Origin of the sequence: Methylobacterium sp. Leaf111, assembly GCF_001423285.1 — a bacterium.
Lineage (GTDB): Bacteria > Pseudomonadota > Alphaproteobacteria > Rhizobiales > Beijerinckiaceae > Methylobacterium.
Genome location: NZ_LMNE01000001.1, coordinates 580,071 through 606,274, shown reverse-complemented (window position 1 = coordinate 606,274; position 26,204 = coordinate 580,071). Strand labels below are relative to the sequence as shown.

Annotated in this window: 26 protein-coding genes; 13 read left to right on the top strand and 13 right to left on the bottom strand. The window is 69.7% G+C overall.

Annotated elements, in window-relative coordinates; all coding sequences use genetic code 11:
- Positions 1-245: 245 nt before the first annotated feature.
- From rplI to ASF41_RS02610, 12 genes are all read right to left on the bottom strand, one after another.
- Positions 246-809 carry a 50S ribosomal protein L9 gene (gene rplI / locus ASF41_RS02665; RefSeq protein ID WP_056218980.1) on the bottom strand — a complete coding sequence of 188 codons (564 nt, stop codon included), beginning with the start codon at positions 807-809 and terminating at the stop codon, positions 246-248.
- A gap of 29 nt (positions 810-838) precedes the next feature.
- Positions 839-1,864 carry a DUF2232 domain-containing protein gene (locus ASF41_RS02660; protein ID WP_056273286.1) on the bottom strand — a complete coding sequence of 342 codons (1,026 nt, stop codon included), beginning with the start codon at positions 1,862-1,864 and terminating at the stop codon, positions 839-841.
- Between the two features lie 163 nt (positions 1,865-2,027).
- A complete protein-coding gene (rpsR, locus tag ASF41_RS02655) occupies positions 2,028-2,315 on the bottom strand; it encodes a 30S ribosomal protein S18 (RefSeq protein WP_056173092.1) in 288 nt (95 codons plus the stop codon).
- Positions 2,316-2,318: 3 nt separating this feature from the next.
- On the bottom strand, positions 2,319-2,795 hold the full coding sequence (rpsF, locus tag ASF41_RS02650) for a 30S ribosomal protein S6 (protein WP_055956175.1): 477 nt from the start codon (positions 2,793-2,795) through the stop codon (positions 2,319-2,321).
- Positions 2,796-3,250: 455 nt separating this feature from the next.
- A complete protein-coding gene (locus ASF41_RS02645) occupies positions 3,251-3,514 on the bottom strand; it encodes a PepSY domain-containing protein (protein WP_056273282.1) in 264 nt (87 codons plus the stop codon).
- A 67-nt stretch (positions 3,515-3,581) separates the two neighbouring features.
- The gene (locus ASF41_RS02640; protein WP_156653192.1) at positions 3,582-4,319 is read right to left on the bottom strand and encodes a pseudouridine synthase; all 738 of its coding nucleotides are present in this window, start codon (positions 4,317-4,319) and stop codon (positions 3,582-3,584) included.
- A gap of 14 nt (positions 4,320-4,333) precedes the next feature.
- Positions 4,334-5,254: a class I SAM-dependent methyltransferase gene (locus ASF41_RS02635; protein WP_156653176.1), complete on the bottom strand. Its 921-nt coding sequence runs from the start codon at positions 5,252-5,254 to the stop codon at positions 4,334-4,336.
- A 127-nt stretch (positions 5,255-5,381) separates the two neighbouring features.
- Positions 5,382-6,284, bottom strand: coding sequence for a GTPase Era (era, locus tag ASF41_RS02630; protein ID WP_156389836.1), 903 nt, complete (start codon positions 6,282-6,284; stop codon positions 5,382-5,384).
- A 79-nt stretch (positions 6,285-6,363) separates the two neighbouring features.
- The gene (rnc, locus tag ASF41_RS02625; protein ID WP_056218996.1) at positions 6,364-7,158 is read right to left on the bottom strand and encodes a ribonuclease III; all 795 of its coding nucleotides are present in this window, start codon (positions 7,156-7,158) and stop codon (positions 6,364-6,366) included.
- Between the two features lie 13 nt (positions 7,159-7,171).
- The gene (gene lepB / locus ASF41_RS02620; protein WP_056218999.1) at positions 7,172-7,972 is read right to left on the bottom strand and encodes a signal peptidase I; all 801 of its coding nucleotides are present in this window, start codon (positions 7,970-7,972) and stop codon (positions 7,172-7,174) included.
- A gap of 116 nt (positions 7,973-8,088) precedes the next feature.
- Complete coding sequence (gene acpS / locus ASF41_RS02615; RefSeq protein ID WP_056353278.1) at positions 8,089-8,502, bottom strand: holo-ACP synthase; 414 nt, start codon at positions 8,500-8,502, stop codon at positions 8,089-8,091.
- Positions 8,499-9,260 (bottom strand): pyridoxine 5'-phosphate synthase, encoded by a 762-nt coding sequence (locus tag ASF41_RS02610; protein ID WP_056490580.1) that lies wholly within the window; start codon positions 9,258-9,260, stop codon positions 8,499-8,501. The genes acpS and ASF41_RS02610 overlap by 4 nt, the downstream gene beginning before the upstream one ends.
- Positions 9,261-9,355: 95 nt before the next feature.
- On the opposite strand from ASF41_RS02610, the gene ASF41_RS02605 reads away from it, so the two are divergent.
- The 8 genes from ASF41_RS02605 to dxr all read left to right on the top strand — a co-directional run bounded on the left by ASF41_RS02605 (position 9,356) and on the right by dxr (position 17,034).
- The gene (locus ASF41_RS02605) at positions 9,356-9,730 is read left to right on the top strand and encodes a PH domain-containing protein (RefSeq protein ID WP_056490576.1); all 375 of its coding nucleotides are present in this window, start codon (positions 9,356-9,358) and stop codon (positions 9,728-9,730) included.
- Positions 9,731-9,898: 168 nt separating this feature from the next.
- Positions 9,899-10,966, top strand: coding sequence for a 30S ribosomal protein S2 (locus tag ASF41_RS02600; RefSeq protein WP_056273270.1), 1,068 nt, complete (start codon positions 9,899-9,901; stop codon positions 10,964-10,966).
- 185 nt (positions 10,967-11,151) lie between these two features.
- A complete protein-coding gene (tsf, locus tag ASF41_RS02595; RefSeq protein WP_056273267.1) occupies positions 11,152-12,075 on the top strand; it encodes a translation elongation factor Ts in 924 nt (307 codons plus the stop codon).
- 167 nt (positions 12,076-12,242) lie between these two features.
- On the top strand, positions 12,243-12,965 hold the full coding sequence (pyrH, locus tag ASF41_RS02590) for a UMP kinase (RefSeq protein ID WP_056219019.1): 723 nt from the start codon (positions 12,243-12,245) through the stop codon (positions 12,963-12,965).
- A 563-nt stretch (positions 12,966-13,528) separates the two neighbouring features.
- Complete coding sequence (gene frr, locus ASF41_RS02585; RefSeq protein WP_056490573.1) at positions 13,529-14,095, top strand: ribosome recycling factor; 567 nt, start codon at positions 13,529-13,531, stop codon at positions 14,093-14,095.
- Positions 14,096-14,248: 153 nt separating this feature from the next.
- Positions 14,249-14,992: an isoprenyl transferase gene (locus ASF41_RS02580; RefSeq protein WP_056491233.1), complete on the top strand. Its 744-nt coding sequence runs from the start codon at positions 14,249-14,251 to the stop codon at positions 14,990-14,992.
- 2 nt (positions 14,993-14,994) lie between these two features.
- A complete protein-coding gene (locus tag ASF41_RS02575) occupies positions 14,995-15,858 on the top strand; it encodes a phosphatidate cytidylyltransferase (protein ID WP_056490570.1) in 864 nt (287 codons plus the stop codon).
- Between the two features lie 12 nt (positions 15,859-15,870).
- Positions 15,871-17,034 (top strand): 1-deoxy-D-xylulose-5-phosphate reductoisomerase, encoded by a 1,164-nt coding sequence (dxr, locus tag ASF41_RS02570; protein ID WP_056219027.1) that lies wholly within the window; start codon positions 15,871-15,873, stop codon positions 17,032-17,034.
- Positions 17,035-17,042: 8 nt separating this feature from the next.
- Here the strand turns inward: dxr and ASF41_RS02565 are convergent, their stop codons facing one another.
- On the bottom strand, positions 17,043-17,687 hold the full coding sequence (locus ASF41_RS02565) for a TetR/AcrR family transcriptional regulator (RefSeq protein WP_056273260.1): 645 nt from the start codon (positions 17,685-17,687) through the stop codon (positions 17,043-17,045).
- A gap of 141 nt (positions 17,688-17,828) precedes the next feature.
- On the opposite strand from ASF41_RS02565, the gene ASF41_RS02560 reads away from it, so the two are divergent.
- From ASF41_RS02560 to lpxD, 5 genes are all read left to right on the top strand, one after another.
- Positions 17,829-19,079, top strand: a complete 1,251-nt coding sequence (locus tag ASF41_RS02560) for an HlyD family secretion protein (RefSeq protein WP_056490567.1) — start codon at positions 17,829-17,831, stop codon at positions 19,077-19,079.
- A 9-nt stretch (positions 19,080-19,088) separates the two neighbouring features.
- Positions 19,089-20,666, top strand: a complete 1,578-nt coding sequence (locus tag ASF41_RS02555) for a DHA2 family efflux MFS transporter permease subunit (RefSeq protein WP_056490564.1) — start codon at positions 19,089-19,091, stop codon at positions 20,664-20,666.
- 184 nt (positions 20,667-20,850) lie between these two features.
- Positions 20,851-22,011, top strand: coding sequence for an RIP metalloprotease RseP (rseP, locus tag ASF41_RS02550; protein ID WP_056273249.1), 1,161 nt, complete (start codon positions 20,851-20,853; stop codon positions 22,009-22,011).
- A gap of 335 nt (positions 22,012-22,346) precedes the next feature.
- Positions 22,347-24,935 carry an outer membrane protein assembly factor BamA gene (gene bamA, locus ASF41_RS02545; RefSeq protein WP_056490561.1) on the top strand — a complete coding sequence of 863 codons (2,589 nt, stop codon included), beginning with the start codon at positions 22,347-22,349 and terminating at the stop codon, positions 24,933-24,935.
- A 45-nt stretch (positions 24,936-24,980) separates the two neighbouring features.
- Positions 24,981-26,039, top strand: a complete 1,059-nt coding sequence (gene lpxD / locus ASF41_RS02540) for a UDP-3-O-(3-hydroxymyristoyl)glucosamine N-acyltransferase (RefSeq protein ID WP_056490559.1) — start codon at positions 24,981-24,983, stop codon at positions 26,037-26,039.
- Positions 26,040-26,204: the final 165 nt, after the last annotated feature.

Here is a 26,204-nt window from a genome sequence, read left to right as displayed (position 1 = left end):
GGTCCGCCGCCGCACGTCGCTATCGCCCGACCATGGCGCCGGCATGGTTAGCCGAACCTTAGCCGATTCGCGCTTTGCGGCTTCCCGTTCCGTCGCGGCCGCATTCTTTGGACGCGCGGACGGGGAGGGCGGTCGCAGAAACGCCCGCCATCCTCGCGGATGACGGGCGTCCATGCTGGAACAAATGCGGAACTAGTCAACCGTTAAGGCCGGTCGTCCCCATTCTTCACCGTCCTGTGGCGCGATTACTCGCGGTCGTCGCCGGCCTCGGCGAGGGCGGCACCGACCTCGAGACCGAGGTCGTCGAGGTTGAAGGCCTCGCGCTCGGTGGTGGACTCGCCGCGGGCCTGACGCTCGGCCTCTTCGGGCGAGCGGGCGACGTTCACCGTGATCGAGACCTCCACCTCGGGGTGCAGCACGACCGGGACGGTGTGCAGGCCCAGGGTCTTGATCGGCTGGTTGAGGGCGAACTGGTCGCGGCCCACGGTGAATCCGTCGGCGGTGACGACGTCGGCCAGGTCGCGGGTCGAGACCGAGCCGTAGAGCACGCCGGTCTCGCCCGACTGACGGATGAGCACGAAGCTCTTGCCCTCGAGGGTCTCGGCGACGGACTGCGCCTCGGACTTGCGCTCGAGGTTGCGGGCCTCGAGCTGGGCGCGCTGGGTCTCGAAATGCTTCTTGTTGCCGTCGGTGGCGCGCAGGGCCTTGCCGCGGGCGAGGAGGAAGTTGCGGGCGTAGCCCGGCTTCACGTTCACGGTCTCGCCCATCTGGCCGAGCTTGGCGACGCGCTCGAGGAGGATGACTTCCATGGTGTTGGTCCTTCGGTTGGGGGGGAGGATCAGAGTCGTCCGGCCGCGTCGCGGGGACGGCGGCGGTCGAGGGCGGTATCGGCGATGCCGAACAGGGTCAGGGCGACGAGAGCGACGCCCTGGGTGAAGAAGAGGATCAGGTAGAGGCCGAGCAGGAGGGCGAGGCGCCCGGGCCGGCCGCGGCTGCGGTCGTGGAAGGCGGCGAGGCCCTGGATGGCGAAGGCGGCGCTGAGCGCCCCCGCCACGGCGACGCCGAGCACGCCCGGATAGCCCGGCACGAGGGCGAGCAGCACCGCACCTCCGAGCACGGCCAGCACCCGGCGCGGCATCATCGTCGCGGCGAGGTCCGGCCAGGGGCGGAGCAGGCGCCCGGAGATGCGCACGATGCGGGCGGCGGCCCAGAGATAGAAGGTCAGCAGGACCGTGAGGCCGTGGGTGGCGAGCCCGGGCGCGATGGCCGCGAGGGCGTTGGCGACCTCGGTCCGGGTCGCCTCGGCGGGATCCTGCGGACCCGGCTCGGCCGGGGCCTCGGCCGGAGGCTTGGCGTCTGCCTCGGGGGCGTCCGGCTTCGGAGCGGGGGGCGCCGGATTGGCGGCGCGGTCAGCCCGGACCTGGATCAGCGTCCGGGTCATGCCCCGCAGCTGGGACTGGAAAGTCTCGTAGTTCGGGGCGGCGATGACCGCGATGGCCACGAAGGCGAGGCCGGCCGTCCCGGCGGTCCAGGCGAGCAGGCGCCCGGTCGGATACCATTCCATCGTGCCGTCGGCGCCCGGCCGTCCGAGCAGCGCCAGATAGGCGAGCCACCAGGCGGGCAGGGCGAGATAGGCGAAGAAGCCGAGGCCGAGGAAGGGCTGGACCACGAGGGCGAGGGCCAGGGCGCCGGTGACGGCGGCCACGAGAGCGGCCCGGTGGCTCCAGCCGAGGCCCACGATCAGGATCGGGAGCGGGGCGAGCAGGTAGAGCAGGATCGCGAGCGCCGTCGCCTTCAGCAGGACGCCGAAGAGGAGGGCGGAGACGAGGCCCGCGCCGATACCGATGCCGAGAAACTGTGTCATCAATCCCGCTGTCCCACTGTCCCGGTCCGGGCAGGGTTAGAGGCACGTCCGGCCCCAACGATTCCCGGCCCACCTGTCGGATCGGCCGGTACGAACCTGTGTGCCGCGCGAGCGGCGTGAGGCCCCGGCCCGTGGTGACGGGCCGGGGCGAGCGCCGAGGCGCTTACTTGATCACGTAGGGCAGGAAGCCGAGGAAGCGGGCACGCTTGATCGCCTGGGCGAGCTCACGCTGCTTCTTGGCCGACACCGCCGTGATGCGCGACGGCACGATCTTGCCGCGCTCGGAGACGTAGCGCGACAGGAGCTTGACGTCCTTGTAGTCGATCTTGGGCGCGTTCGCGCCCGAGAAGGGGCAGGTCTTCCGACGACGGAAGAAGGGACGGCGTCCGCCGCCCGCACCACCACCAGCCCCGCCAGCGGCGGGTGCACCGGGTCCAGCACCAAATGCCATGACTTAAGCCTCCCCGCCGAAGCTGCGCTCGGGGCGGTCGCCCCGGTCGCCGCGATCACCCCGGTCGCCGCGATCGCGGTCGCCGCCGAATCCACCACCGCCGAAACCTTCGTCGTCCCGACGACGGCCGCGCTCACGATCCTTGCGGTCGTCGCGGTCGCGCTTCTGCATCATCGCCGACGGCTCGGACTCGAGCTCTTCGACGCGGACGGTCATGAAGCGGAGGACGTCCTCGGAGATCTGCATCTGGCGCTCCATCTCGGCCAGAGCGGCCGGGGGGGCGTCGACGTTGAGGAGCGTGAAATGCGCCTTGCGGTTCTTCTTGATGCGGTAGGCGAGGGACTTCACGCCCCACATCTCGATCTTCTCGACCTTGCCGCCATTGGCTTCGATGACGCCCTTGTAGGTCTCGACCATGGTCTCGACCTGCTGGGCCGTCACGTCCTGGCGCGCCAGGAAGACGTGTTCGTAGAGAGGCATTAACGGGCCCTTCATATTCAAAGGGACCCGACGGCACGAAAAACGTGCGGGGAAGGAAGCGTCGGGCCGGTTCATCCGCAATCGCCCGGCGCCAAGCCCTTCGAGCCGTTTGAAGGCCCGAGCGGTTGATCGAAGGCGGAGACACGGGACGACGGGATCGGCCCTTCACGAGGCTTCACCCTGTGCCGAACGAATCGGCACCGTCCGTTCAGCCCCCAGCCGGAGCGAACGCGAGGGGTGGCGGATAAACGAGTCGGTCGGGATTGGCAAGCCGGCTCGGACGCGGGGGGCTGTCCGAGCCGCCGGCCGGAGCCTGATCCGCTTCGAACGGATCGTCACCCGGGCCGGCGGGTCGACCCCGCAACGCGGGCGGGCCGCGATGAGTCCGCGACGCGGCGGGCCGGGTCGGAAGGCCGATCGCGGCGTTCGCGACCGATCGACCGATCGGGACTGGCTTACTTGTCCGGCTTCTCCGAGAGGATCGCGCCGGTCTTCGGGTCGGCGTGGAACTGCATCTTGACGCCGTTCTTCACGCCCTCGCCCTCCCAGTGGCCGTCATCGGCCTCGAATTCGGTGATGCTGGTGTAGCCCGCGGCCATCAGCTTCTGCTTGACCTGATCGGCCGGCATCCAGTCGGCGCCCGGCGTGTCGGCCAGGGCGAGGCTCGCCGGGCCGGTGCTGAGGGCGAGGGCGAGGAGGAGCGTCGAGAAGCGGTTCATTGCGGATCACCCGTCGGGTTGGCGTTCGCCGATCCAACAGGTCGCGCCAGGTCCGGTTCCGGACCGGTCAAGGCGCCTCGCCCGCGAAGATCGCGGCGATCTCCGCCGGGCCGAGGACGCGGTATTCGCCTGGCGCGAGGTCGTCCGGCAGGCCGAGGCCTCCGACGCGGTCGCGGTGAAGGGCGGTGACGTGGTTGCCCAGAGCGGCGAACATGCGCCGGACCTGATGGTAGCGCCCCTCGTGCAGGGTCACCACGGCGCCGGTCTCGCCCTCGGCCTCGAATCCGACCGGCAGGAGCGGCTTCTCCTCGCCTTCCAGCATCAGCGTGCCGGAGGCGAGGACCGTGCCCTCGTCGCCCTTCAGCCGACGATCCAGGGCGACGCGGTAGCGCTTGGCCACGTTGGCCTTCGGCGCGATGATCCGATGCAGGAGGGCGCCGTCATCGGTGAGGAGCAGGAGGCCGGAGGTCTCCTTGTCCAGGCGGCCGACCGTGGAGAGGGCGGGGTCGCGCCGGCGCCAGCGATCGGGCAGGAGACCGTAGACGAGAGGGCCCGCCTCCTTGTGCGAGCAGGTCACGCCGAGGGGCTTGTGCAGCATCAGGGTCAGGCCCGGCGGCGGGTCGAGGGGGGCGCCGTCGACGGTCATTCGCTGGGCGAGGTCCGGCGTCACCGGGATGCGCTGATCCGCGTCGCGCAGGGGCGAGCCGTCGAGGACCACGAGGCCGGCGCGGGTGAGGAGCGCGATCTCCCGCCGCGAGCCGTAGCCCATATTGGCGAGCAGGCGGTCGAGCCGCAGCTGCGCGATCTTGGCCGGCCGCGTCATCGGCGCGCCTCGTAGATCTTGTAGCCGCCGGCCGAGGCCTTCAGCGTCACGCTCTTGAAGGCCGCCTTCAGGGGCGCCTCGTAGGGCAGGTGGGTGTTGGCGGTGAGCCAGAGGCTGCCCCCCGGGCGCAGGGCTTCCGCCGCCCGGGCGATGAAGGCCTGGCCGAGGGCCTGGTCCTCGGCGCCGCCGTCGTGGAAGGGCGGGTTCATCACCACGAAGTCCAGCCGCGACAGGCCGAGGCCGCCGGCGCGGATATCGGCCCAGCGCAGGGTGGCGCGCGGATCGCCGACGTTGCGCGTCGCCATCTCGATGGCGCGCCGGTCGAGGTCGATCAGCGTCAGGGCCGTCACCTTCGGCGAATGGAGGACGGCCCGGGCCAGGATGCCGAGGCCGCAGCCGAAATCGGCGCCGGCGCCGGCGAGGGGCGGCAGGTGGGCGAGGAGCAGGGCCGTGCCGGGATCGAGGCGGTCGTAGGAGAAGATCCCGGCCTGCGTGCAGAGGGCGAGGTTGTCGATGTGGCGCGGACCGCCCTCGTGGAGGGCGTCCTCGAGACCGCTGATCGCTTCCGGGCGCGTGCCGACGCAGATCCGGTGGTGGCGCCGCGCCTCCTCCTGAACCGCGCAGCCGAACCCGGCGAGTTCCTTGGCGAGGCGGCTGCCGCCGCGATCCTTGGGGGCCAGCGCCGTCAGACGCCCGCCGGGCCGCAGGGCCTTCAGGCCGAGGGCCAGCACGTAGCGCCGCTCGATCGTCCCGGCCGGCGCCAGGATGTCGAGCCGCTCCAGGCGCCCGGGCTCCAGATCCTCGAGGCGGGCCGCGCCGGGGCTCAGCGGCGAGAGCTGGACCGCGTGCAGGGGCACCTTCACCAGTTCCAGGGGCGGCGCGCCGTAGACGGCTTCCGAGACAGGCATGGTGGACATCGTGACGGGATCCGGCGCGACGGCGCGCGCGCCTCGACGGCTCAGGGCGTGACAGGAAATCGGGAGGCTCGGCCAGCGCGCGATAAGAATCGCCGCGGCGTCGATCTCCCGTTCTCATAGCCCATGCTCAGCCGCGCGGGAACTCCAGACCCATCTCCCGATAGCGCGCCGGATCGTCCGCCCAGTTCTCGCGCACCTTCACGTGCAGGAAAAGGTGCACCGTCTGCTCGGCCGCTTCCGCGATCTCGTGGCGGGCCGCCTGGCCGATGGCCTTGATGGTCTGGCCGCCCTTGCCGAGCACGATGGAGCGCTGGCTCTCGCGCTCCACGAAGATGGTCTGCTCGATGCGGACCGATCCATCGGGACGCACCTGCCACTGGTCCGTCTCGACGGTGGAGCGGTAGGGTAGTTCCTCGTGCAGGCGGTCGTACAGCTTCTCGCGCGTGATCTCGGCGGCCAGCATCCGGATCGGCGCGTCCGAGACCTGGTCCTCAGGGTAGAGCCAAGGGCTCTTCGGCATCATGCCGGCCAACGTCGTCTTCAGCGTTTCGATGCCGTCGCCGTTCAGGGCCGAGACCATGAAGGTGTGCAGGAACGGAATCCGCTCGTTCAGGGAGGCCGCGAGGGCCAGCAGGCGGTCACGCGGGATCAGGTCGATCTTGTTCAAGATCAGCACCTTGGGGCGCTTCACGTCCGGCAGCTTGGCCAGGATCGCGTCGACCTCCTCGCTCACGCCCTTACGGGCGTCGATCAGCAGGCAGACCGCATCGGCATCCGAGGCGCCGCTCCAGGCCGAATGCACCATCGCGCGGTCGAGGCGGCGCTTGGGGGCGAAGATACCCGGCGTGTCGACGAGGATGATCTGCGCGGTGTCGTGCATGACGATGCCGCGCACCAGGGCGCGGGTGGTCTGCACCTTGCGGGAGACGATCGAAACCTTGGTGCCCACGAGGCTGTTCAGCAGCGTCGACTTGCCGGCATTGGGGATGCCGATCAGCGCGACGAACCCTGCGGTGGTGTTCTCCGGCATCGTCACCGCGGGAAGCGGCTGCAGCGGCGGCGGGGCGAAGTCGTCGTCGCCGTCGAAATCGTCGTCGGGCACATCGGCGTCAGGCATCGGGGGCATGTCCTTCAGCGACGTCCGCCGACGTCTCCTGGGTTCGGGAGGGAGCGGGGCCGGTGATCTCGCGCTCCAGCACGAGGCGGGCGGCCTCCTGCTCGGCGAGGCGCTTCGAGGGGCCGATGCCGATGCCGGCCTCCAGTCCCTCGACGCGGACGGCGATCTGGAACACCGGCGCGTGGTCGGGGCCCGAGCGTTCGACCACTTCGTAGAACGGGATCGGCAGGGCCCGGGCCATGGCCCATTCCTGCAGGGCCGATTTGGCGTCGCGGCCGCGGGGGGCCGCCGTGTCGGTGTCGGGGGTGAAGGCCGCGTTGACGATGCCCTTGGCGACCTCGTAGCCGGCATCGAGGAACACCGCCCCGAGGATCGACTCGCACACGTCCGCCAGGATGGTCTGGTTGCGCCGTCCGCCGCTCTGGACCTCGCCGGGGCCGAGGGCGAGATGCGGGCCGACGTCCCAGGTGGTCGCGACGGCGGCGCAGGTCTCGCGCCGGACGAGCCCGGCGAGACGCCGCGACAGCTCGCCCTCGTCGGCCTGCGGAAACGCCTCGTAGAGGAGGTCGCCGATGGCGAGGCCGAGGACGCGATCGCCCAGGAATTCCAGGCGCTGGTAGCTGCCGAGCCGCCCGTTCCCGCCGGCCTTGCTCACGTGGGTGAGGGCCTGGACCAGCAGCTTCGGGTCGGCGAAGACGTGGCCGACCCGCGCCTCGAGCACCGCGAGGTCGGGCTTCGGACGGGGCGCGCGCCGCGCCCGGCTGGAGGGACGCGCCTCTTCGGTCACGATGGATAACGTCCTAGTGGATGGTCGTGAACAGCCGGTTCCAGCGCACCTTCGCCGGCCAGTTCCAGATCTGCCATGCCGGCGTGCCTTCGTCGATGGAGAAGAAGATCATCTCCGCGCGGCCGACGAAGTTCTCGAACGGCACGAAGCCGACATTGGCGAGATCGCGCGAATCCGTCGAGTTGTCGCGGTTGTCGCCCATCATGAAGAACCGGCCTTGCGGTACGGTGTAGGGCTCGGTGTTGTCCCAGTAGCCGTTGTCGCCGTCGCGCTCGATCACCCGGTGGGTGACGCCGTTGGGCAGAGTCTCGAGGTACTGCTCGGCCTTGGCCTGCTCGCCGTACGGCCCGGTGGTCTCGAAGGGCGCGATCTTCTCGCGCTTCACCGGCACGTCGTTGATGTAGAGCAGCCCGGCCTTCATCTGGATCTTGTCGCCGGGCAGGCCGATGACGCGCTTGATGTAGTCGGTGGCGTTGTCCTTGGGCAGCTTGAACACGGCGATGTCGCCGCGCTTGGGCTCGGCGCCCCAGATCCTGCCATCGGCCGTGAAGGGCAGGTACTCGCTCAAGGGCAGGGAGTACTTCGAATAGCCATACGAATATTTCGAGACAAACAAGTAATCGCCGATCAGGAGCGTGGGAACGAGGGAGCCCGAGGGGATGTTGAACGGCTGGAACAGGAGCGTGCGCACCACCAGCGCGATCAGCAGCGCCTGGCCGCCGACCTTCAGCGTCTCCTTGATGCTCGCCCAGGTGCCGGTGTCAGCAGCCTTCAGGTCACGCTTCGTCTGCTGGTCCACGCGGGCACGTTCCATCTGGCTGCCATCTCCGGTCCGACGCTCGCGCCCGGATTCCGGGCGGCTTCCGTCGTTGACGGTCGACCGGCGGCATAGACCATGCGGAAAGGCGCCGCAACGCAGGGGGCTATCGGCTAAGTCCCGGGCGTGCTGTCCGGCACCGCCTCGATGATCACGAAGGCCTGAGCCATAGGCGGGTCGTCCGTGAGGGTGATGTGCAGCTTCGGCACGTGGCCGGCCGGGACCATCGCGGCGAGGTGCTCTGCGGCCGCCCCGGTGAGGCGGAGGGTCGGCCGGCCGCCGGGCAGGTTCACCACCTCCATGTCGCGCCAGAAGACGCCCCGGGCGATGCCGGTGCCCAGCGCCTTGGCGCAGGCCTCCTTGGCGGCGAAGCGACGGGCATAGGAGGGGGCCCGCGCCGCGCGGGCATCGCATTTGGCGCGCTCGCCATCGGTGAAGACCCGATGGGTGAAGCGCTCGCCGTAACGGTCCAGCGATTTCTCGATCCGGCGGATGTCGCAGAGGTCGGAGCCGATGCCGAGAATCATGCCCGGGCCGCGTCCATAGCAGCGCGCAGGTCGCGGATCGCCTGGGGCAGGCCGACGAAGATCGCCTCGCCGATGAGCGCGTGGCCGATGTTCAGCTCGGCGATCTCCGGCAGGGCCGCCACCGGACCGACGCTGTCGAGGGCCAGGCCGTGACCGGCATGGACCTCCAGGCCGAGTCCCGCCCCGTAGGTGGCCGCCCGGGCGATGCGGTCGAGCTCGTGCGCCGTGCGCGTGGCGTCGCCCTCGGCCACCGCCTCGCAGTAGCTGCCGGTATGGAGCTCGACCACCGGCGCCCCGAGCCGGCGGGCCGCCTCCATCACCGCCTCGTCCGGCTCGACGAAGAGCGAGACCCGGATGCCGACCTCGGACAGGCGGGCGATGCGGGGTTGCAGGGCGTCGTGGCCGCTGATGATGTCGAGGCCGCCCTCGGTGGTGCGCTCCGCCCGCTTCTCCGGCACCAGACAGGCGGCATGCGGCCTCAGCCGGATCGCCATCTCGACCATCTCGTCGGTGGCCGCCATCTCGAAATTGAGCGGCACCGTCAGGATGCGCGCCAGCGTTTCCATGTCGGCGTCGCGGATGTGCCGCCGGTCCTCGCGCAGATGCGCCGTGATCCCATCCGCTCCCGCCGCGACCGCCTCGCGGGCCGCGCGAATCGGATCGGGCGACGTGCCGCCGCGGGCGTTCCGCACGGTCGCGACGTGGTCGATGTTGACGCCGAGCCGGAGGCGGCTCGGCCGAGAGGTAGGAAAGGACATGGAGGCGGACTCCGGGCACGGACGTGGCGCCCTGACGGAACGGCGGACGCGCCCCTACATAGGTGCGGCGAGGCTTCAGGGGGATACGGCGCGCGATGGGTTTTCTCGATGGACTGCTCGGCCACGGCAGCGATCTCTCGCCGGCGGAGGTCAACCAGCAGATGGCCGGCATCCTCACCGAGGGCGAGCCGGTGCAGGTCGCCTTCCGGATCCTGCGCGACCTCATCGTGTTCACGGACCGGCGCCTGATCCTGGTGGACAAGCAGGGCCTCACCGGCCGGAAGGTCTCGTACCTGACCGTGCCCTACCGGGCGATCACGTCGTTCTCGGTGAAGACGGCGGGCAGCTTCGACCTCGATTCCGAACTCGCGATCTGGGTGTCGGGCCGGGGCGAGCCGATCCGTAAGACCCTGAAGCGCGGCGCCAACATCCTGGCGATCCAGCAGGCGATCGCGGCGTCGATCCGGTGAGATCGACCGCGCCGGCGAACCTTGCCTCGGCGGCCGGGCTCTGTTAAGGCCCCGCCCATTCCACACGCGGAGCCGGCCTCATGCCTGAATGAGGCGTTTCCGGTGGTCGTCGTCCCTCGGGCGCGATCGCTTCCTCCGCGGCGGTACCAACCGGAGAGTACAAAAGACATGGCCGTCGATTTCACCATGCGTCAGCTTCTCGAGGCCGGCGCCCACTTCGGACACCAGGCCCACCGCTGGAACCCGAAGATGCAGTCCTACATCTTCGGGACGCGCAACAACATCCACATCATCGATCTCGCCCAGACCGTGCCGGCCCTCCACCAGGCCCTTCAGGCGGTGAGCGACACCGTCGCCAAGGGCGGCCGCGTGCTGTTCGTCGGCACCAAGCGCCAGGCGGCCGACACCATCGCCGAGGCGGCCAAGCGCTCGGCCCAGTACTACGTCAACTCCCGCTGGCTCGGCGGCATGCTGACCAACTGGAAGACCATCTCGGGCTCGATCCAGCGCCTGCGCAAGGTCGACGAGACCCTCGACGGCGGGGCCCAGGGCCTCACCAAGAAGGAGCGCCTGATGCTGGCCCGGGAGAAGGACAAGCTCGAGAAGGCGCTGGGCGGCATCAAGGACATGGGCGGCGTGCCGGACCTGCTGTTCGTGATCGACACCAACAAGGAGCAGCTGGCGATCAAGGAGGCCCAGCGCCTCGGGATCCCGGTGGCGGCCATCGTCGACACCAACTGCAACCCGGACGGCATCACCTACGTCGTTCCCGCCAACGATGACGCCGGCCGCGCCATCGCCCTGTACTGCGACCTGATCGCCCGCGCCGCCATCGACGGCATCTCGCGCGGCCAGGGCTCGATGGGCATCGATCTCGGCGCCTCCGAGGAGCCGGTCGCCGAGGAGCTGCCGGCCAACGACGACGCGGCAACCTCCGTCGAGTCGGGCTCGGTCAACCAGGCCGACGTCGCCGCCCTCGTCGAGTCCACCGAGCACTTTGAGCTGCTCTCGGCCCCCCGCGGCGCGCCCGACGACCTGTCGAAGCTCCACGGCGCCGGCCCGCAGATCGTGCAGAAGCTCAACGAGGCCGGCATCTACCACTACTGGCAGCTGGCCTCCATGAGCGCCGACGACATCGCCAAGGTCGATGCCGACCTGAAGCTGAATGGCCGCATCGGTCGCGACGGCTGGGTCGACCAGGCCCGCGGCTTCGTCGAGGCTGCCGCTGCCGCCTGATCCCGCTGCGGCGGCCCGTCATCGGGCCGCCATCGCCAGATCGGACACTGCTTCCTGAAGCCCGGTGCTTTCCAAGAGCGCCGGGCTCAGTCGCTTCAAAAGACTCAGCTTCGCTGAACCCGTTCGCTTCAGAAGTCTTCCCGCGGGAAGGTTTCGCATCCGACAAGACACGGAAAGGACCCGCCATGGCCAACATCACCGCCGCACTGGTGAAAGAGCTCCGCGAGAAGACCGGCGCGGGCATGATGGACTGCAAGGGCGCGCTCAACGAGACCGATGGTGACATCGAAGCCGCCGTCGACTGGCTGCGCAAGAAGGGCCTCGCCAAGGCCGCCAAGAAGGCCGGCCGCGTGGCCGCCGAGGGTCTGGTCGCCGTCGAGTCCGCCGGCCACCACGCCGCGATCGTCGAGGTGAACTCCGAGACGGACTTCGTCGCCCGCAACGACAGCTTCCAGGCCTTCGCCCGCGAGGCTGCCAAGCTCGCGCTCAACACCGACGGCACGCTGGACGGCCTCGAAGCCGCCACGTTCCCCGGCGCCGCGACCACGGTCAAGGAGAGCCTCGCCAACCTCATCGCCACCATCGGCGAGAACATGACACTGCGCCGCGTCGCCAAGCTCGACGTGACCAAGGGCGTGATCGCCTCCTACGTCCACGGCCAGGTGGTCGAGGGCCTCGGCAAGATCGGCGTGCTCGTCGCGCTTGAGTCCGAGGGCGACGTCGAGGTGCTCTCCACCCTTGGCCGTCAGATCGCCATGCACGTCGCCGCCACCAACCCGGTGGCACTCGATGCCGCCGGCGTCGATCAGGCGACCCTCGACCGCGAGATCAACATCCTGCGCGAGAAGAATGCCGGCAAGCCCGAGAACGTGCTCGCCAAGATCGTCGAGAGCGGCCTGAAGAGCTACTACAAGGAGGTCACCCTCCTGGAGCAGCCCTTCGTGCATGATGGTTCCAAGACCATCTCCCAGGTGCTGAAGGAGGCCGAGGGCAAGGCCGGCGCGCCGGTCAAGCTCGCCGCCTTCGTGCGCTACGCCCTCGGCGAGGGTATCGAGAAGGAGGAGGCGCCCGATTTCGCTTCCGAGGTGGCCGCCGCCGCCCGCGGCTGAGCCGGACCGTCCCGGGTAAGGCCCCGCGGAAACCAGGGAATCGTCCAAGGGGCGGCGGCAGGAATGCCGCCGCCCCTCGACGTTCCGGCCTCCCTTGGGCTAGACACCCCTCCGCTTCCGATTGGCTCCCCGACCTGATCCAGGCCGGGTTAGAGGGGACTGGCTCGATGCCGGAGACCACACCGTTTCGCCGCGTCCTCGTGAAACTCTCCGGCGAGGCGCTGGCCGCACCCGATGGGTACTGGCTGCATCCCCCGACCCTGGCGGGCATCGCCGACGACATCGCCCGCACCCGCGAGGCCGGCGTGCAGATCGCCCTGGTGGTCGGCGGGGGCAACATGATCCGCGGCGCCCGCATCTCGGCGGCCGGCTGGATCGACCGGGCCACCGGCGATTCCCTCGGGATGATGGCGACCGTGATGAACTCCCTGGCTCTGGAAACGGCCCTGAACGCCGCCGGCGTCCCGGCGCGCACGATGTCGGCGGTCTCGATGCCGACCATCTGCGAGACCTATGCGCGCCAGCCGGCCCTGCACCACCTCGACAAGGGCCAGGTCGTCGTCCTCGCCGGCGGCACCGGAAACCCGTTCTTCACCACCGACACCGCCGCCGTCCTGCGGGCGGCCGAGCTGCGCTGCGATGCGGTGTTGAAGGCCACGCAGGTCGACGGCGTCTATTCAGCCGATCCGAACCGCGACCCCACCGCCACGCGCTACGACCGGCTGACCCATGACGAGGCCATCGCCCGCGACCTCAAGGTGATGGACACCGCCGCCTTCGCGCTCGCCCGCGAGAGCCGCCTGTCGATCGTCGTCGGGTCCGTCCACGCGCCGAGCTCGATCCTGGCGATCCTCACGGGTGGTGCCCCGGCGACCCAGGTCGTCCCCTAGGCATCACTGCGGCCGCGGCCTTTCGGTGGGCGACGCCTGCGGACGTCGCCGATGTCCTTCCGGCTGTGGCGCCCGATCTTGATCAGGGGTTCGCGAGCCTGTCGCCAGGTCGGGCGGCCGGCGATCTCTTGAAGCCCCGGAGGAGCTCCGGTCGCCGGCGCGGCGCAAGCGTCTTGCGGCGCATCGCCGCCACGGGGGTCGGGCGCCGATCGAGCCGTGCGACGTCCCCGGGCGTAGGGTCGGGGATGCCGGTCGCGCCGCACGCCCGTGAGACTCTCCATCCGCTGCGGCGATTCGATCCGATCCCGCCGTCCGCGGCCCGCGTCTGCCCGCCTGCGCGCCCGCGCCGATGTCGGGGGAAGCCAGGGCGTGCCGCGCTCCGGACCGGCTGCAGTGGAGGCCGGGAAGGCTCGGGCCCGCAGCGCGCCCGCCCGGCCCGGGCGTTTCCTGCCCCAACGACACGAACGCCATTTGCGACCCACTGGATTTTGGTTCATTGAGGCCCACGAACGGGCCCCGGCGGCCCGACCCATTCCCTCAAGTTCGCGTCGGGATAGTCCAGCATGGCAGCCATTCCAGAATTCGACCTGAATGACCTCAAGCGTCGCATGCAGGGCGCCGTGACGTCGCTGAAGGGGGATCTCGGATCGCTCCGGACCGGCCGCGCGACCCCGAGCATCCTCGATCCGATCCAGGTCGATGCCTACGGGGCGATGATGCCCATGGCGCAGGTGGCGACGGTGAGCGTGCCCGAGCCCCGTCTTCTCAGCATCTCGGTCTGGGACCGCGGCATGATCGCCGCCGTCGAGAAGGCGATCCGGGAATCCGACCTCGGCATGAACCCGCAGACCGAGGGCCAGACCATCCGCCTGCGCGTGCCCGAGATGAACGAGCAGCGCCGCAAGGAGATGGTCAAGGTCGCGCACAAGTACACCGAGGAAGCGCGCGTCGCCGTCCGCCACGTCCGCCGGGACGGTCTGGACCATCTCAAGAGGCTGGAGAAGGACGGCGCGATCAGCGAGGATGACGAGAAGCGTCAGGCCGGCGAGGTCCAGAAGGCCACCGACCAGTTCATCGCCGAGATCGACGGCGTGCTCGCCGCCAAGGAGAAGGAGATCATGCAGGTCTAGGATCCCAGATCGGGATCGGAGCCACGTGTGATCGGCACGAGAGACGGTTGGGGGAGAAGCGCGTTGGGTCGCTCAGAAGGCGCGCGTCAGATCGAGACGGCGCGGGTGCACGGCACGGACGTCGCGCTGGGCGCGGCGGAGACCGCTGCGGCGGTGTATCCGGGTGCGCCCCTGCCTACCCTGGCGGCGCCCCCGACGCACGTCGCCATCATCATGGACGGGAACGGCCGCTGGGCCGCCGATCGCGGCCTGCCACGGGTCGAGGGGCATCGGCGTGGCGTCGAGGCGGTCCGGCGCGCCGTGCGCTCCGCCATCGAACTCGGCGTGCGCTACCTGACGATCTACAGCTTCTCCTCCGAGAACTGGCGGCGGCCGCCTGCCGAGGTCGCGGACCTCATGGGTCTGATGAAGCTCTTCGTCCGCCGCGACCTGGCGGATCTCCACGGCAACAACGTGCGCATCCGCATCATTGGCGAGCGCGAAGGCCTGCCGGCGGACATCGCCGGATTGCTCGACGAGGCCGAGCAACGCACCCGGGCCAATACGGGCCTGACCCTCATCGTAGCGTTCAACTACGGCGGCCGGCAGGAAATCCTGCGGGCGGTCCGCAGCCTGGCCCGGGACGTGGCGGCGGGACGGCTCGCACCCGATGCCATCGATCTCGACGTACTCACGGGCGCCCTCGACACCACCGGCATCCCGGACCCGGATCTCGTGATCCGCACCTCCGGCGAGCAGCGCCTGTCGAACTTCCTGACCTGGCAGACGGCCTACGCGGAATACGTGATCGTGCCGGAGTTCTGGCCGGATTTCGACCATGCCGCCTTCCGCGCAGCCGTCGACGAGTATCACCGCCGCGACCGTCGCTTCGGCGGCCTCAGCGGCAAGGCCGGCTGATCATGGCACCCGGAGAGGCGGCACCCGCCTCGCAGCGCGGCCTCCTCGCCAGCCGCGAGTTCCACACCCGCCTGGTGTCGGCCGTCCTGCTCGGCGCGATCGTGCTCTCCGCCCTCGTCCTCGGCGGCTGGCCCTTCGCGGTGATCTGGCTCGCCGCCGGGATCGTCTTCGCGGCCGAGTGGATCGGCATGAGCGCGGTCGTGCCCCGGCGCCTCGTCCTGGCGCTGACTGCCGCGACGCTGTTCGGCCTCGTCCTCTGCCTGCACGGCGACGCCCCGCTCGGGATCGCCCTCGGGGTCGGCGCCGTCGGGGCGGTCCTCGTGGCGGCCGTGGCCCGCGGCGGGGCGGGACGGGGGCGGGCCCTCGCGGGCCTGGCCAGCTCGGCGGTGATCGCCCTGGTTCCCACCGCCCTGCGCGACGATCCTTCCATCGGCCTCCTGGGACCGGCCTGGATGTTCGCCGTGGTCTGGTCCACCGACATCATCGCCTACTTCACCGGCCGGACCTTCGGCGGCCCGAAACTGATGCCGAAGGTCAGCCCGAAGAAGACCTGGTCCGGGGCGCTCGGCGGCCTCGCGGCGGGCACGTTGGCCGGTGTCGCCCTGGTGATGGTCGCGCGCGACCATGGCAGGAGCGACCTCGCGACCACCTCGCTCGCCCTCGTCGCCCTCGTCAGCGCCACCGCCTCCATCCTGAGCCAGGGCGGGGATCTCGTGGAATCCGCCCTCAAGCGCCGCTACGGCGTGAAGGATTCGGGCCGTTCCATTCCCGGCCATGGCGGCGTCATGGATCGCCTCGACGGCTTCTTCGCCGTGGCCGTCCTGGTCGGCCTCTATCTCATCGCCCGCCGCCTCGCGGCGGCCTGAAGGACCCTTCCGTTGCTGACCGTCACCATTCTCGGCGCCACCGGCTCCATCGGCCAATCGACCGTCGACCTGCTGCTTCAGCATCCCGACCGCTTCCGCATCGGCGGTCTCGTGGCGGGGCGCGACGTCGAGGCCATCGCCCGGCTCGCCGGCAACCTGCAGCCCGATTTCGTGGCCCTGGCCGACGCGTCCGCCGGTCCGGCCCTGCGCGACGCCCTGGCCCATACCGGCATCCCGAACGGGGCCGGTGAGGGCGCCGTCCTCGAGGCGGTCGCCCGGGATGCCGACATCGTGGTGGCGGCCGTGAGCGGGGCCGCCGGTCTGCGCCCGACGCACGCGGCGCTGAAGCTTGGGCGTACCGTCGCCCTCGCCAACAAGGAGAGCCTGGTCTGCGCCGGCGACGCCTTCATGCGCGACGCCAAGCGCTACGGCGCCACCCTGCTGCCGGTCGATTCCGAGCACAACGCCCTCGCGCAGGCCCTGGGCGACGGCCGCCTCGATGACGTGGCGAAGATGACCATCACCGCTTCGGGCGGTCCGTTCCGGACCTGGACGCGCGAGCGCATCGCCGCCGCGTCGCCCACGGAAGCGGCGGCCCACCCGACCTGGTCGATGGGCATGAAGATCAACATCGATTCGGCCTCCCTGATGAACAAGGGGCTGGAGCTGATCGAGGCGCACCACCTGTTCGCCCTCGAACCCGAGCGCCTCGATGTCATCGTCCATCCGCAATCGATCGTGCACGGCCTCGTCTACTGGCGCGACGGCGCGGTGACCGCGGGCCTCGCCATGCCGGACATGCGGGTGCCGATCGCCCATTGCCTCGGTCTCGGCGAGCGCCTGACGATCGCCCGCGGCCGCCATCTCGATCTCGCCGCCGCCGGCAGTCTGACCTTCGAGGCCGCCGACGAGGCGCGCTTCCCCTGCTTGGCGATCGCCCGCGCGGCGCTCGCCGCCGGGGGTGCCGCGCCCACCGTGATGAACGCGGCCAACGAGATCGCGGTCGCGGCCTTCATCAAGGGCGCGATCGGCTTCTACGGCATCGCCGACCTGGTCGAGCGCGCCTGCGCGCACTTCGCCGGGCAGTACCGGACCGCGCCCGAGGATGTCGACGAGGCCCTGGCCATCGATGCCGAGGTGCGCCGCTGGAGCAGCCAGGCCGTCGCGGCGGCCTGAGCCCGGGCTCAGGCCTCGGGGCTGTAGCCCGCCAGGAAGACGCGCACGGCCTCGCTGACGTTGTGCTCGATCTCCGCCTCGGAGACGCCGTCGCCGGCGTTGAAGAGGAGGCGCGTCAGGAGACCGGCCTGGCAGATCTGCAGGAACTGGCGCGCGGCGAGATTCGTACCGGCCGGGCGCAGGCGCCCCGCCGCGACCTGCGCATCGAGATAGGCGGCCAAGCGCGTCGTGCCCTGCACCGGCCCGGCCTCGAAATAGGCCTGGCCCAGGCGCGGGAACTTCTCGCAGGCGCCGATGACCATCCGAATCACCGTGACGTGCTCCGGCCGGATCATCTCGGCAAGGTAGCTGCGGCCGAGACGGGTGAGGACGCCCCGCACGTCGGGATCGTCCGCATCGAGCCGGAACAGCACCTCCGCGAGACCCCGCTTCTCGGCGAGCGCCAGATCCTCGAACAGCGCCTCCTTGCTGTCGAAGTAGACGTAGAGGGTCCCCTTCGAGACGCCCGCCGCCTTGGCGATCTCGCCCATGCTCGCCCCGTCGAAGCCCGATGCCATGAAGACCGCGCGCGCCCCGTCGAGGATCTGGCGACGCTTGTCGGTCTCCCCTGATGTGCGCTCCCGCGCATCGCGCGGGGCCTCTGCGGTCCCCATGGCCCTGACCCTCATTGACCGAACGGTTCAGTCACAATATCCCAAGCACTCGGGTCGCGCCAGCGTTCGCAGCCCCGAAAATGACCGAACGGTTCGGTCAATTCTCTCGAAGAACCGGATCGAAGCCATGAGATCGATGCCATGAGCTTGCGCCAGGACGACGGGTTTCGGGCCGTGCCGGCCCAAGGCGACGCTATCCGAGCCGACGCCGTCGAGACGCGGACCGTCTCGGCGTCACCGGCCGCCGCGCCGGCCCAGCCGATGACGCCGGCGGTCATCGCGCCGTCGACGGGCGAAGCCCGCGTCAAGCCCCGGCGGACGCGCACCGTCGTTCTGGCAACGCTGCTTCTCGCCGCCCTCGGCGGGGGGGCCTACAAGGCGCAGGCCTGGTGGACCGTCGGACGGTTCTTCGTCAGCACCGACGACGCCTATGTCCAGGCCGACATCTCGGTCCTGGCCGCCAAGATCCCGGGTTATCTCGCGGCGGTTCCGGTCGTGAACGGGCAGATGATGCACAGGGGCGACGTCATCGCCCGGATCGACGACGGCGATTACCGCCTCGCCGCGCAGGCCGCCCACGACAAGCTCGTCACCCAGCAGGCGGCCATCGCCCGGATCGCCCGGCAGGTCGAGGCGGCGCAGGCGCAGATGCTGCAGGCCTCGGCCCAGATCGATGCCAACCGGGCCGATGCGGTCCGCGCCACGGCCGATTACGCCCGCCAGCAGCAGCTCGAGAAGGTCGACTTCGTCGCCAAGGCGCGGATCGAGCAGGCGCGGGCCGACCGCGACCGGACGGACGCCGCCGTGAAGGGGGCCGAGGCCGCCCTCGTGGCCATGCGCGCCAATGTCGAGGTGCTGCGCGCGCAGGGCAAGGAGGCGGAGGGCCTCGCCGCCGAATTGCGCACCGCCGAGGCACGGGCCGCGCGCGATCTGGACTTCACGACGATCCGGGCGCCCTTCGACGGCGTGATCGGCAACAAGGCCGCGGAGGCCGGCGCCTATGTCTCCCCGGGCTCGCGCATCGCCGCCCTGGTTCCCCTGGAGAGCGTCCGCATCGACGCGAACTTCAAGGAGACCCAGGTCGAGCGCATGCATCCGGGCCAGCGCGTGCACATCGCGGTGGATGCCTATCCGGATCGCGATATCGTCGGCGAGGTCGAGTCACTCTCCCCCGCCTCCGGCTCGGTCTTCAGCCTGCTGCCCCCCGACAACGCCACCGGCAACTTCACCAAGATCGTCCAGCGCCTGCCGGTGCGGGTCCACGTACCGGCGGACGTTGCCCGAGCGGGCCTCCTGCGGCCCGGCCTTTCCGTGACCGTCCGGGTGGACACCCGCGAGAACGCCGAGACCGCGGCCGGAGACGACCGCCTCCGCACGGCCGCCCGGCACTAGGCGCCAGCGATGGCCGCGACCGCCACCCTGGGACCGGCCGCACCGGCCGCCGAGCCGCCGCTCGACCGCCGCCGGATGGTGGCGTTCGTCTGCATGGTGTTCGGGATGTTCATGGCGATCCTGGACATCCAGATCGTCTCGGCGTCGCTCGCCGAGATCCAGGCGGGTCTGTCGGCCTCGGGCGACGAGATCCCCTGGGTCCAGACCAGCTACCTCATCGCCGAGGTGATCTCGATCCCGCTCTCCGGCTTCCTGTCGCGGGTCGTCTCGACGCGCTGGATGTTCGTGATCTCGGCCGGCGGCTTCACGCTGATGAGCCTGATGTGCGCCACCTCCACCTCGATCGACGAGATGATCGTCTGGCGGGCCGCGCAGGGCTTCATCGGCGGCGGTATGATCCCCACGGTCTTCGCCTCCGCCTTCACGATCTTCCCGCCCTCGAAGCGCTCCATCGTCTCGCCGATGATCGGCCTCGTGGCGACGCTCGCGCCCACCATCGGGCCGACCGTCGGCGGTTACCTCACCGACCTGTTCGACTGGCACTGGCTGTTCCTCGTCAACGTCGTGCCGGGGATCTTCGTGACGGTGTCGACCTACCTGCTGGTCGATTTCGACGAGCCGAACCTGGCCCTGTTCAAGCGCTTCGACTGGTTCGGCCTCGTGTTCATGGCGCTGATGCTCGGCTGCCTCGAATACGTGCTGGAAGAAGGTCCGAACCACGACTGGCTCGCCGACGAGGCGGTCTTCGCCTGCGCGGTGGTGTGCCTGACCGCCGGACCCGCCTTCTTTTGGCGGGCCTTCACGGCCGCCGAGCCCATCGTCGACCTGCGCGCCTTCTCCGACCGCAACTTCACGGCCGGCTGCCTCTTCAGCTTCGTCCTGGGCATCGGCCTCTACGGCCTGACCTACCTCTACCCGGTCTATCTCGGGCGCGTGCGCGGTTACTCGGCGCTCCAGATCGGCGAGACGATGTTCGTCTCGGGCCTCTGCATGTTCGCCACCGCGCCGATCGCCGGGCGCTTCTCGGGCAAGGTCGACCCGCGCCTGATGATGGCGCTCGGCTTCCTCGGGTTCGCCACCGGCACCTGGATGGTCACGGGCCTGACCAAGGACTGGGACTTCTGGGAACTCCTGGTGCCGCAGATCCTGCGGGGCTGTTCGCTGATGCTGTGCATGATCCCGATCAACAACATCGCCCTCGGCACCCTGCCGCCGGCGCGCATGAAGAATGCCTCGGGCCTCTACAACCTCACCCGCAACCTCGGCGGGGCCGTCGGGCTCGCGCTGATCAACACCATCCTGAACGACCGCTGGGACCTTCACCTCGCCCGCCTGCACGAGCGCTTCACCTGGACCAACACCGCCGTGCTGGAGCGCCTGGACATGACCCGCCGGCAGTTCGAGATGCTCGGCGGCGATGCCGACGCGATGGCGCTGAAGGCCATGATGAACACCGTGCGGGTCCAAGGTCTGGTGATGGGATTCACCGACGTCTTCCTGGTTCTGACCGTCCTGTTCGTGGCCATGGCCTGCGCCGTGCCCTTCATCCGGCGGCCCCGTGCGGCGGCCGGCGGCGGCGGGCACTGAGGACGTCGAGCGCGCAGTCGAAGCCGGCGCGGTTCTTTACCCTGACCCCGGGAATGCGGGGACAGCGCCGCGCGATGCGCCCCTGCGACCGCAAACCCCGGCCAAAAGGTTTGCGTTCGCGTTCGACGCATCCGATCTGCTACAGCGGAGCGACGGCCCCGGGGGAGGCCGAGAGGATCGACCAATGGACTTTCTGAACGCCATGGGCGGCACGGCGAGCGGCTTCTTCGGCGCCGTGATCCCCTTCCTGATCGTGCTGAGCATCGTCGTGTTCGTGCACGAGATGGGACATTTCCTGGTGGGGCGTTGGTGCGGGGTCGGCGTTCACGCCTTCTCCCTCGGCTTCGGACCGGAACTATTCGGCTTCAACGACCGGCATGGGACGCGCTGGAAGCTCTCGGCGATCCCCCTCGGCGGCTACGTGAAGTTCCACGGCGACGCCAACGGTGCCAGCGTTCCGGATCCCGAGGCCCTGGCCCGCATGTCCCCACAGGAGCGGGCCACCAGCTTCCCGACGCAGCCCCTGCCGAAGCGCGCCGCCATCGTGGCCGCGGGACCGATCGCCAACTTCATCCTCGCCATCGCGCTGTTCTCCGGCGCCATCTATTTCGGAGGGCGTTACGAGACGCCGGCCCGCGTCGAGGCCGTGATGCCCGACAGTGCCGCCGCCCGGGCCGGCTTCGAGCCCGGCGACGTGATCCGCGCCATCGGCGGATCGCGGGTCAACAGCTTCACCGACATGCAGCGGACGGTTTCGGGGGCGGCCGGCTCCAGCCTGACCTTCACGGTCGAGCGCGGCGGCGAGACCCGCGAGCTCGTGGCCGTGCCCGAGCGCAAGGAGGATGTGACGCCGTTCGGTCGTCACCGCTTCGGCCGGCTCGGGATCCAGGGTCCGAAGGCGAGCGAGGCGAAGCTCGTGCATTACGGCCCGGTCCAGTCCCTCGGCCTCGGGACCTACGAGACCTACTTCGTGGTCGACCGGACGATCGACTACATCGGCAAGCTGGTCACCGGCCGGGAATCCCCCGATCAGCTCTCCGGACCGATCGGGATCGCCCGCGTGTCGGGTGCCGTGGCCCAGAGCGGCGGCCTCGGGGGCCTGATCGGGCTGATCGCGCTGCTCTCGGTCTCGATCGGCCTCCTCAACCTCTTCCCCGTGCCCCTGCTCGATGGGGGCCACCTGCTGTTCTACGCCTTCGAGGCCGTCCGCGGCCGGCCGCTGAGCGAGCGGGCCCAGGAGATCGGTTTCCGCATCGGCCTCGCCCTCGTGCTGTTCCTAATGCTGTTCGCCGCCTGGAACGACATTCTCAACCTCGGCGCGTCCTGGGGCGCACGCGGAACCTGAACACGCCTGGGCGCGACCGTTCGGCGTTCGCGCTCCGGTCCCGCTACGGGACACGCAACCGCCTCGATCTTAACCACAATCCGTCGCGCGCGCGGAACCTCCGGGTTTCGCGCGCAACCGTTTGTTGACCCTGTTCGACGATCGGGCCGGGGCGTTAAGTGACCGGAAGGCCACGTCTCCCCAAAATCCCCGGTGTGCAGGACCCCCCGGCGTTTGCTTAACGCCGGAATCCCGATAGAAGCTGAGCTTGGGACCAGATGTCAGGACGCCCGGAAAACGGACGCCTGATTGCGGGTGCAAACTCGCGCTGAAGATATAAAGAGACGGGCGATTACATGATGTCGATGACGGGGAAGCGCCGGCGTAAGTCGGCGGAACAGACCATCGTCCTAGTCGCCGCGGCGGCCGCTGGCCTTGTTCTCGGTGGAACCGCTCAGGCGCAGCAGATCGTCGTCCAGGGTAACAAGCGTGTCGATGCCGACACCATCCGGTCCTACGTGACCGGCACCGCCTCCGGCTCGCCCGAGGAAGCCCGCCGCAACCTGCTGGCGAGCGGCATGTTCTCCGACGTGAAGGTCTCCCGCAGCGGCGCCAGCACCGTCGTCAGCGTCCGCGAGAACAACCTGATCAACCGGGTGGTGTTCGAGGGCAACAAGAAGATCGAGAAGGCCACCCTCGAGGGCGAGGTCGAGGCCAAGGCGCGCGGCGCCTTCAGCGAGGCCGTGGTCCAGGCCGACATCCAGCGCATCAAGGAAGTCTACCGCCGCGCGGGCCGCGGGACGGCGAAGGTGACCTACCGGACGGTGGACCTGCCGAACGGCCGCCTCGACGTGATCTACGTGATCGAGGAAGGCGACAAGACCGGCATCAAGGCGATCAACTTCGTGGGCAACAGCGCCTACTCGTCGTCCAAGCTGCGCGAGCTGATGTCCTCTTCGGAGATGAACTTCCTCAGCTTCATCAAGACGTCCGACGTCTACGACCCGGATCGCATCACCAACGACCTCGACATCGTCCGGCGCTACTACCTGAAGAACGGCTACGCCGACTTCCGCGTCGTCAACGCCGATGCCCGCTACGTCGAGGGCGAGGGCGATGCCGGCTGGGTCGTCACCGTCACCGTCGATGAGGGCGAGCAGTACCGCGTCGGCGCGGTGGCGATCGATTCCCGCCTGCCGGGCCTCGACACCCAGACCCTCGACGGCGAGATCCGCGCCCAGGTTGGCGACGTCTACAACGCCGAGGACGTGGAGCGGACCCTTAACGGCGTGACCAACCAGGTCGGGCGCCAGGGATACCCCTTCGCTCAGGTACGTCCCACCGGCCAGCGCGACCGCGCCACCCACACCGTGGCCCTGGGCTTCGTGGTCGAGGACGGTCCGCGCGTCTACGTCGAGCGCATCAACATCCGCGGCAACACCCGCACCCGCGACTACGTCATCCGGCGCGAGCTCGATATCACCGAGGGCGATGCCTACAACCGGGTGCTGACCGACCGGGCCGAGCGGCGCCTGAACGGCCTCGGCTTCTTCAAGAAGGTGCGCTTCTCCAACGAGCCGGGCTCCTCGGCCGACCGCGTGATCATCAACATCGACGTCGAGGATCAGCCCACGGGCTCGTTCTCGGTGGCGGGCGGCTACTCCACCCAGGACGGCATCATCGGCGAGGTCTCGATCTCGGAGTCGAACTTCCTCGGACGCGGCCAGTACGTCCGCGTGGCCGGTACCGGTGGCCAGTACTCGCGCGGCTTCGACTTCTCGTTCACCGAGCCGTACTTCCTCGGCTACCGCCTCGCCGCCGGCTTCGACGCCTTCTACAAGTACAGCGACCAGACCCGCTACTCGCGCTACGAGACCACGGTCTATGGTGGCCAGCTCCGCGTCGGCCTGCCGATCACCGAAGAGTTCGGCATCACGCTGCGCTACTCGCTCTACAACACCGAGCTGAAGGTCCCGAACACGGTCAAGCGGCCGTACAACGACTGTTCGAACCCGATCTCCGGCTACACTGCGACCTACGCCGCGAACACGACGCTTCCGGGTCTGAACCCGGGTGACCCGGTGCGAAACGTCGGTGGTCAGGCGATCTACCCGAACTGTGCCCTTGACGGCGAGGCCTCGATCGCGCTCAAGGGTTCGCAGGGCAGCACGCTGACCTCGCTCGCCGGCCTGACGCTGGCCTACTCGACCCTCGACAACCTGGGCTCGCCCCGGAACGGTCTCTATGCCGAGCTGAAGCCCGACGTCGCGGGCCTGGGCGGCGACTCGAAGTTCTTCCGCGTGACCGGCGACGCCCGGTACTACAAGGAACTCTACGAGGACGTGGTCGGCTTCGTCCGCTTCCAGGGCGGCCACATCACGGCGCTGAACGACCAGCCCCTTCGCATCACCGACCAGTTCTTCCTCGGACCGTCGCTGGTCCGCGGCTTCGCGCCCAACGGCATCGGCCCGCGCGACGTCGGCATCAGCGACAGCCGCTCGAACGCCATCGGCGGCTCGACCTACTTCGGCGGTACGGTCGAAGTTCAGTTCCCGCTTCCCGGCGTGCCGCGCGATCTCGGCCTGAAGGGCGCGGTGTTCGCCGATGCCGGTACGCTGTTCGGCTATAACGGCCGGACGCAGTTCAACGTGAACGGCGATGCCTTCATCAACGGTATCGCTCCGGGCGGCGCCTGTAACTTCAACCAGAACACCATCGGCGTCGAACCCGAATGCGTGAACGTGCGCGACAAGATGACGATCCGCTCCTCGGTCGGCGCATCGATCCTCTGGAACTCGCCGCTGGGTCCGATCCGCTTCGACTACGCCTACGCCCTCTCGAAGGATGAAGGTGTGAAGGCCTACGATGCGACCGGCAACTACCTCGGCCGCGTCGGCAAGGATCAGCTCCAGGCCTTCCGGTTCTCCGGCGGCTCGCGGTTCTGACCCGGAGCGCTGCCTCCTTTCGGGGAGGCAGCGCGTTGTGACGGCATGTCAGATCCGATCTTCTTCTCCGCGACCACCACCCTCAGCCTCGGCGCCATCGCCGAGGCTGCTGGCGTTTCGCTTCCCGAGGGGGCGAACCCCGAGGGCGTGATCACCGGCGCCGCGCCGCTGGAATCCGCCACGCCGGCCGACGTCGCCTACATGGACAACGCCCGCTACGGCGACGCCCTCGCGGCGACCCGGGCGGGGCTCTGCCTCGTGTCGCCCCGGTTCGCCCCGCGCGTCCCGGCCGAGACCGTGGCCCTCGTCCTGCGGGATCCCTACCGGATCTATGCCGGCCTGCTGGCCCGGCTTCATCCGGAGGCGATGCGGCCCGCCTCGCTCTTCGGCTCCACCGGCGTCGCCCCGGGCGCGCACATCCATCCCGAGGCCCGCCTCGAACCCGGCGTGCGGGTCGATCCGGGGGCCGTCGTCGGCCCTGGTGCCGAGATCGGCTCCGGCACCGTCATCGGGCCGAATGCCAGCATCGGCCCCCGCGTCCGGATCGGGCGCGACTGCGCGATCGGGGCCGGGGCCACCCTGACCCACGCCCTCCTGGGCAACCGGGTCATCATCCATCCGGGCGCCCGCCTCGGGCAGGACGGTTTCGGTTTCGCCATGGGCCCCGGCGGGCACCTGAAGGTGCCCCAGATCGGCCGGGTCATCGTTCAGGACGATGTCGAGATCGGCGCCAACACCACGATCGATCGTGGCGCCAGCCGCGACACCATCATCGGTGAGGGCACCAAGATCGATAACCTCGTGCAGATCGCCCACAACGTCGTCGTCGGACGCCACTGCGTGATCGTTTCGGGAGTCGGGATCTCCGGCTCCACCACCCTCGAGGACTACGTCGTCCTGGGTGGTCAGGTCGGCGTCGTCGGCCACCTGCGGATCGGCATGGGCTCCCAGATCGCGGGGTCGTCGAACGTGAACCGCGACGTCCCCCCCGGCAGCCGATGGGGCGGGACCCCGGCCAAGCCCGTGAGGGCCTGGTTCCGCGAATTGACCACGCTGGCGCGCCTGGCCGAGCGGTCCACCGGCGGAGACGACCCGAAGGCGTGAGGCGCGGCCGCGTCCATCCGGGAGCGGGAACGGCATGTTGCCGCCGCATTCGTCGCCGAGGGCTTGCATCCGCCGGGCTTCTGCCGAATGAAGGCGCATCCTCCAGGTCTGGCGACACACGGGAAAAAGGCGGGCGGCGGAGGCGCCGACGCGCAGCAGGGTATT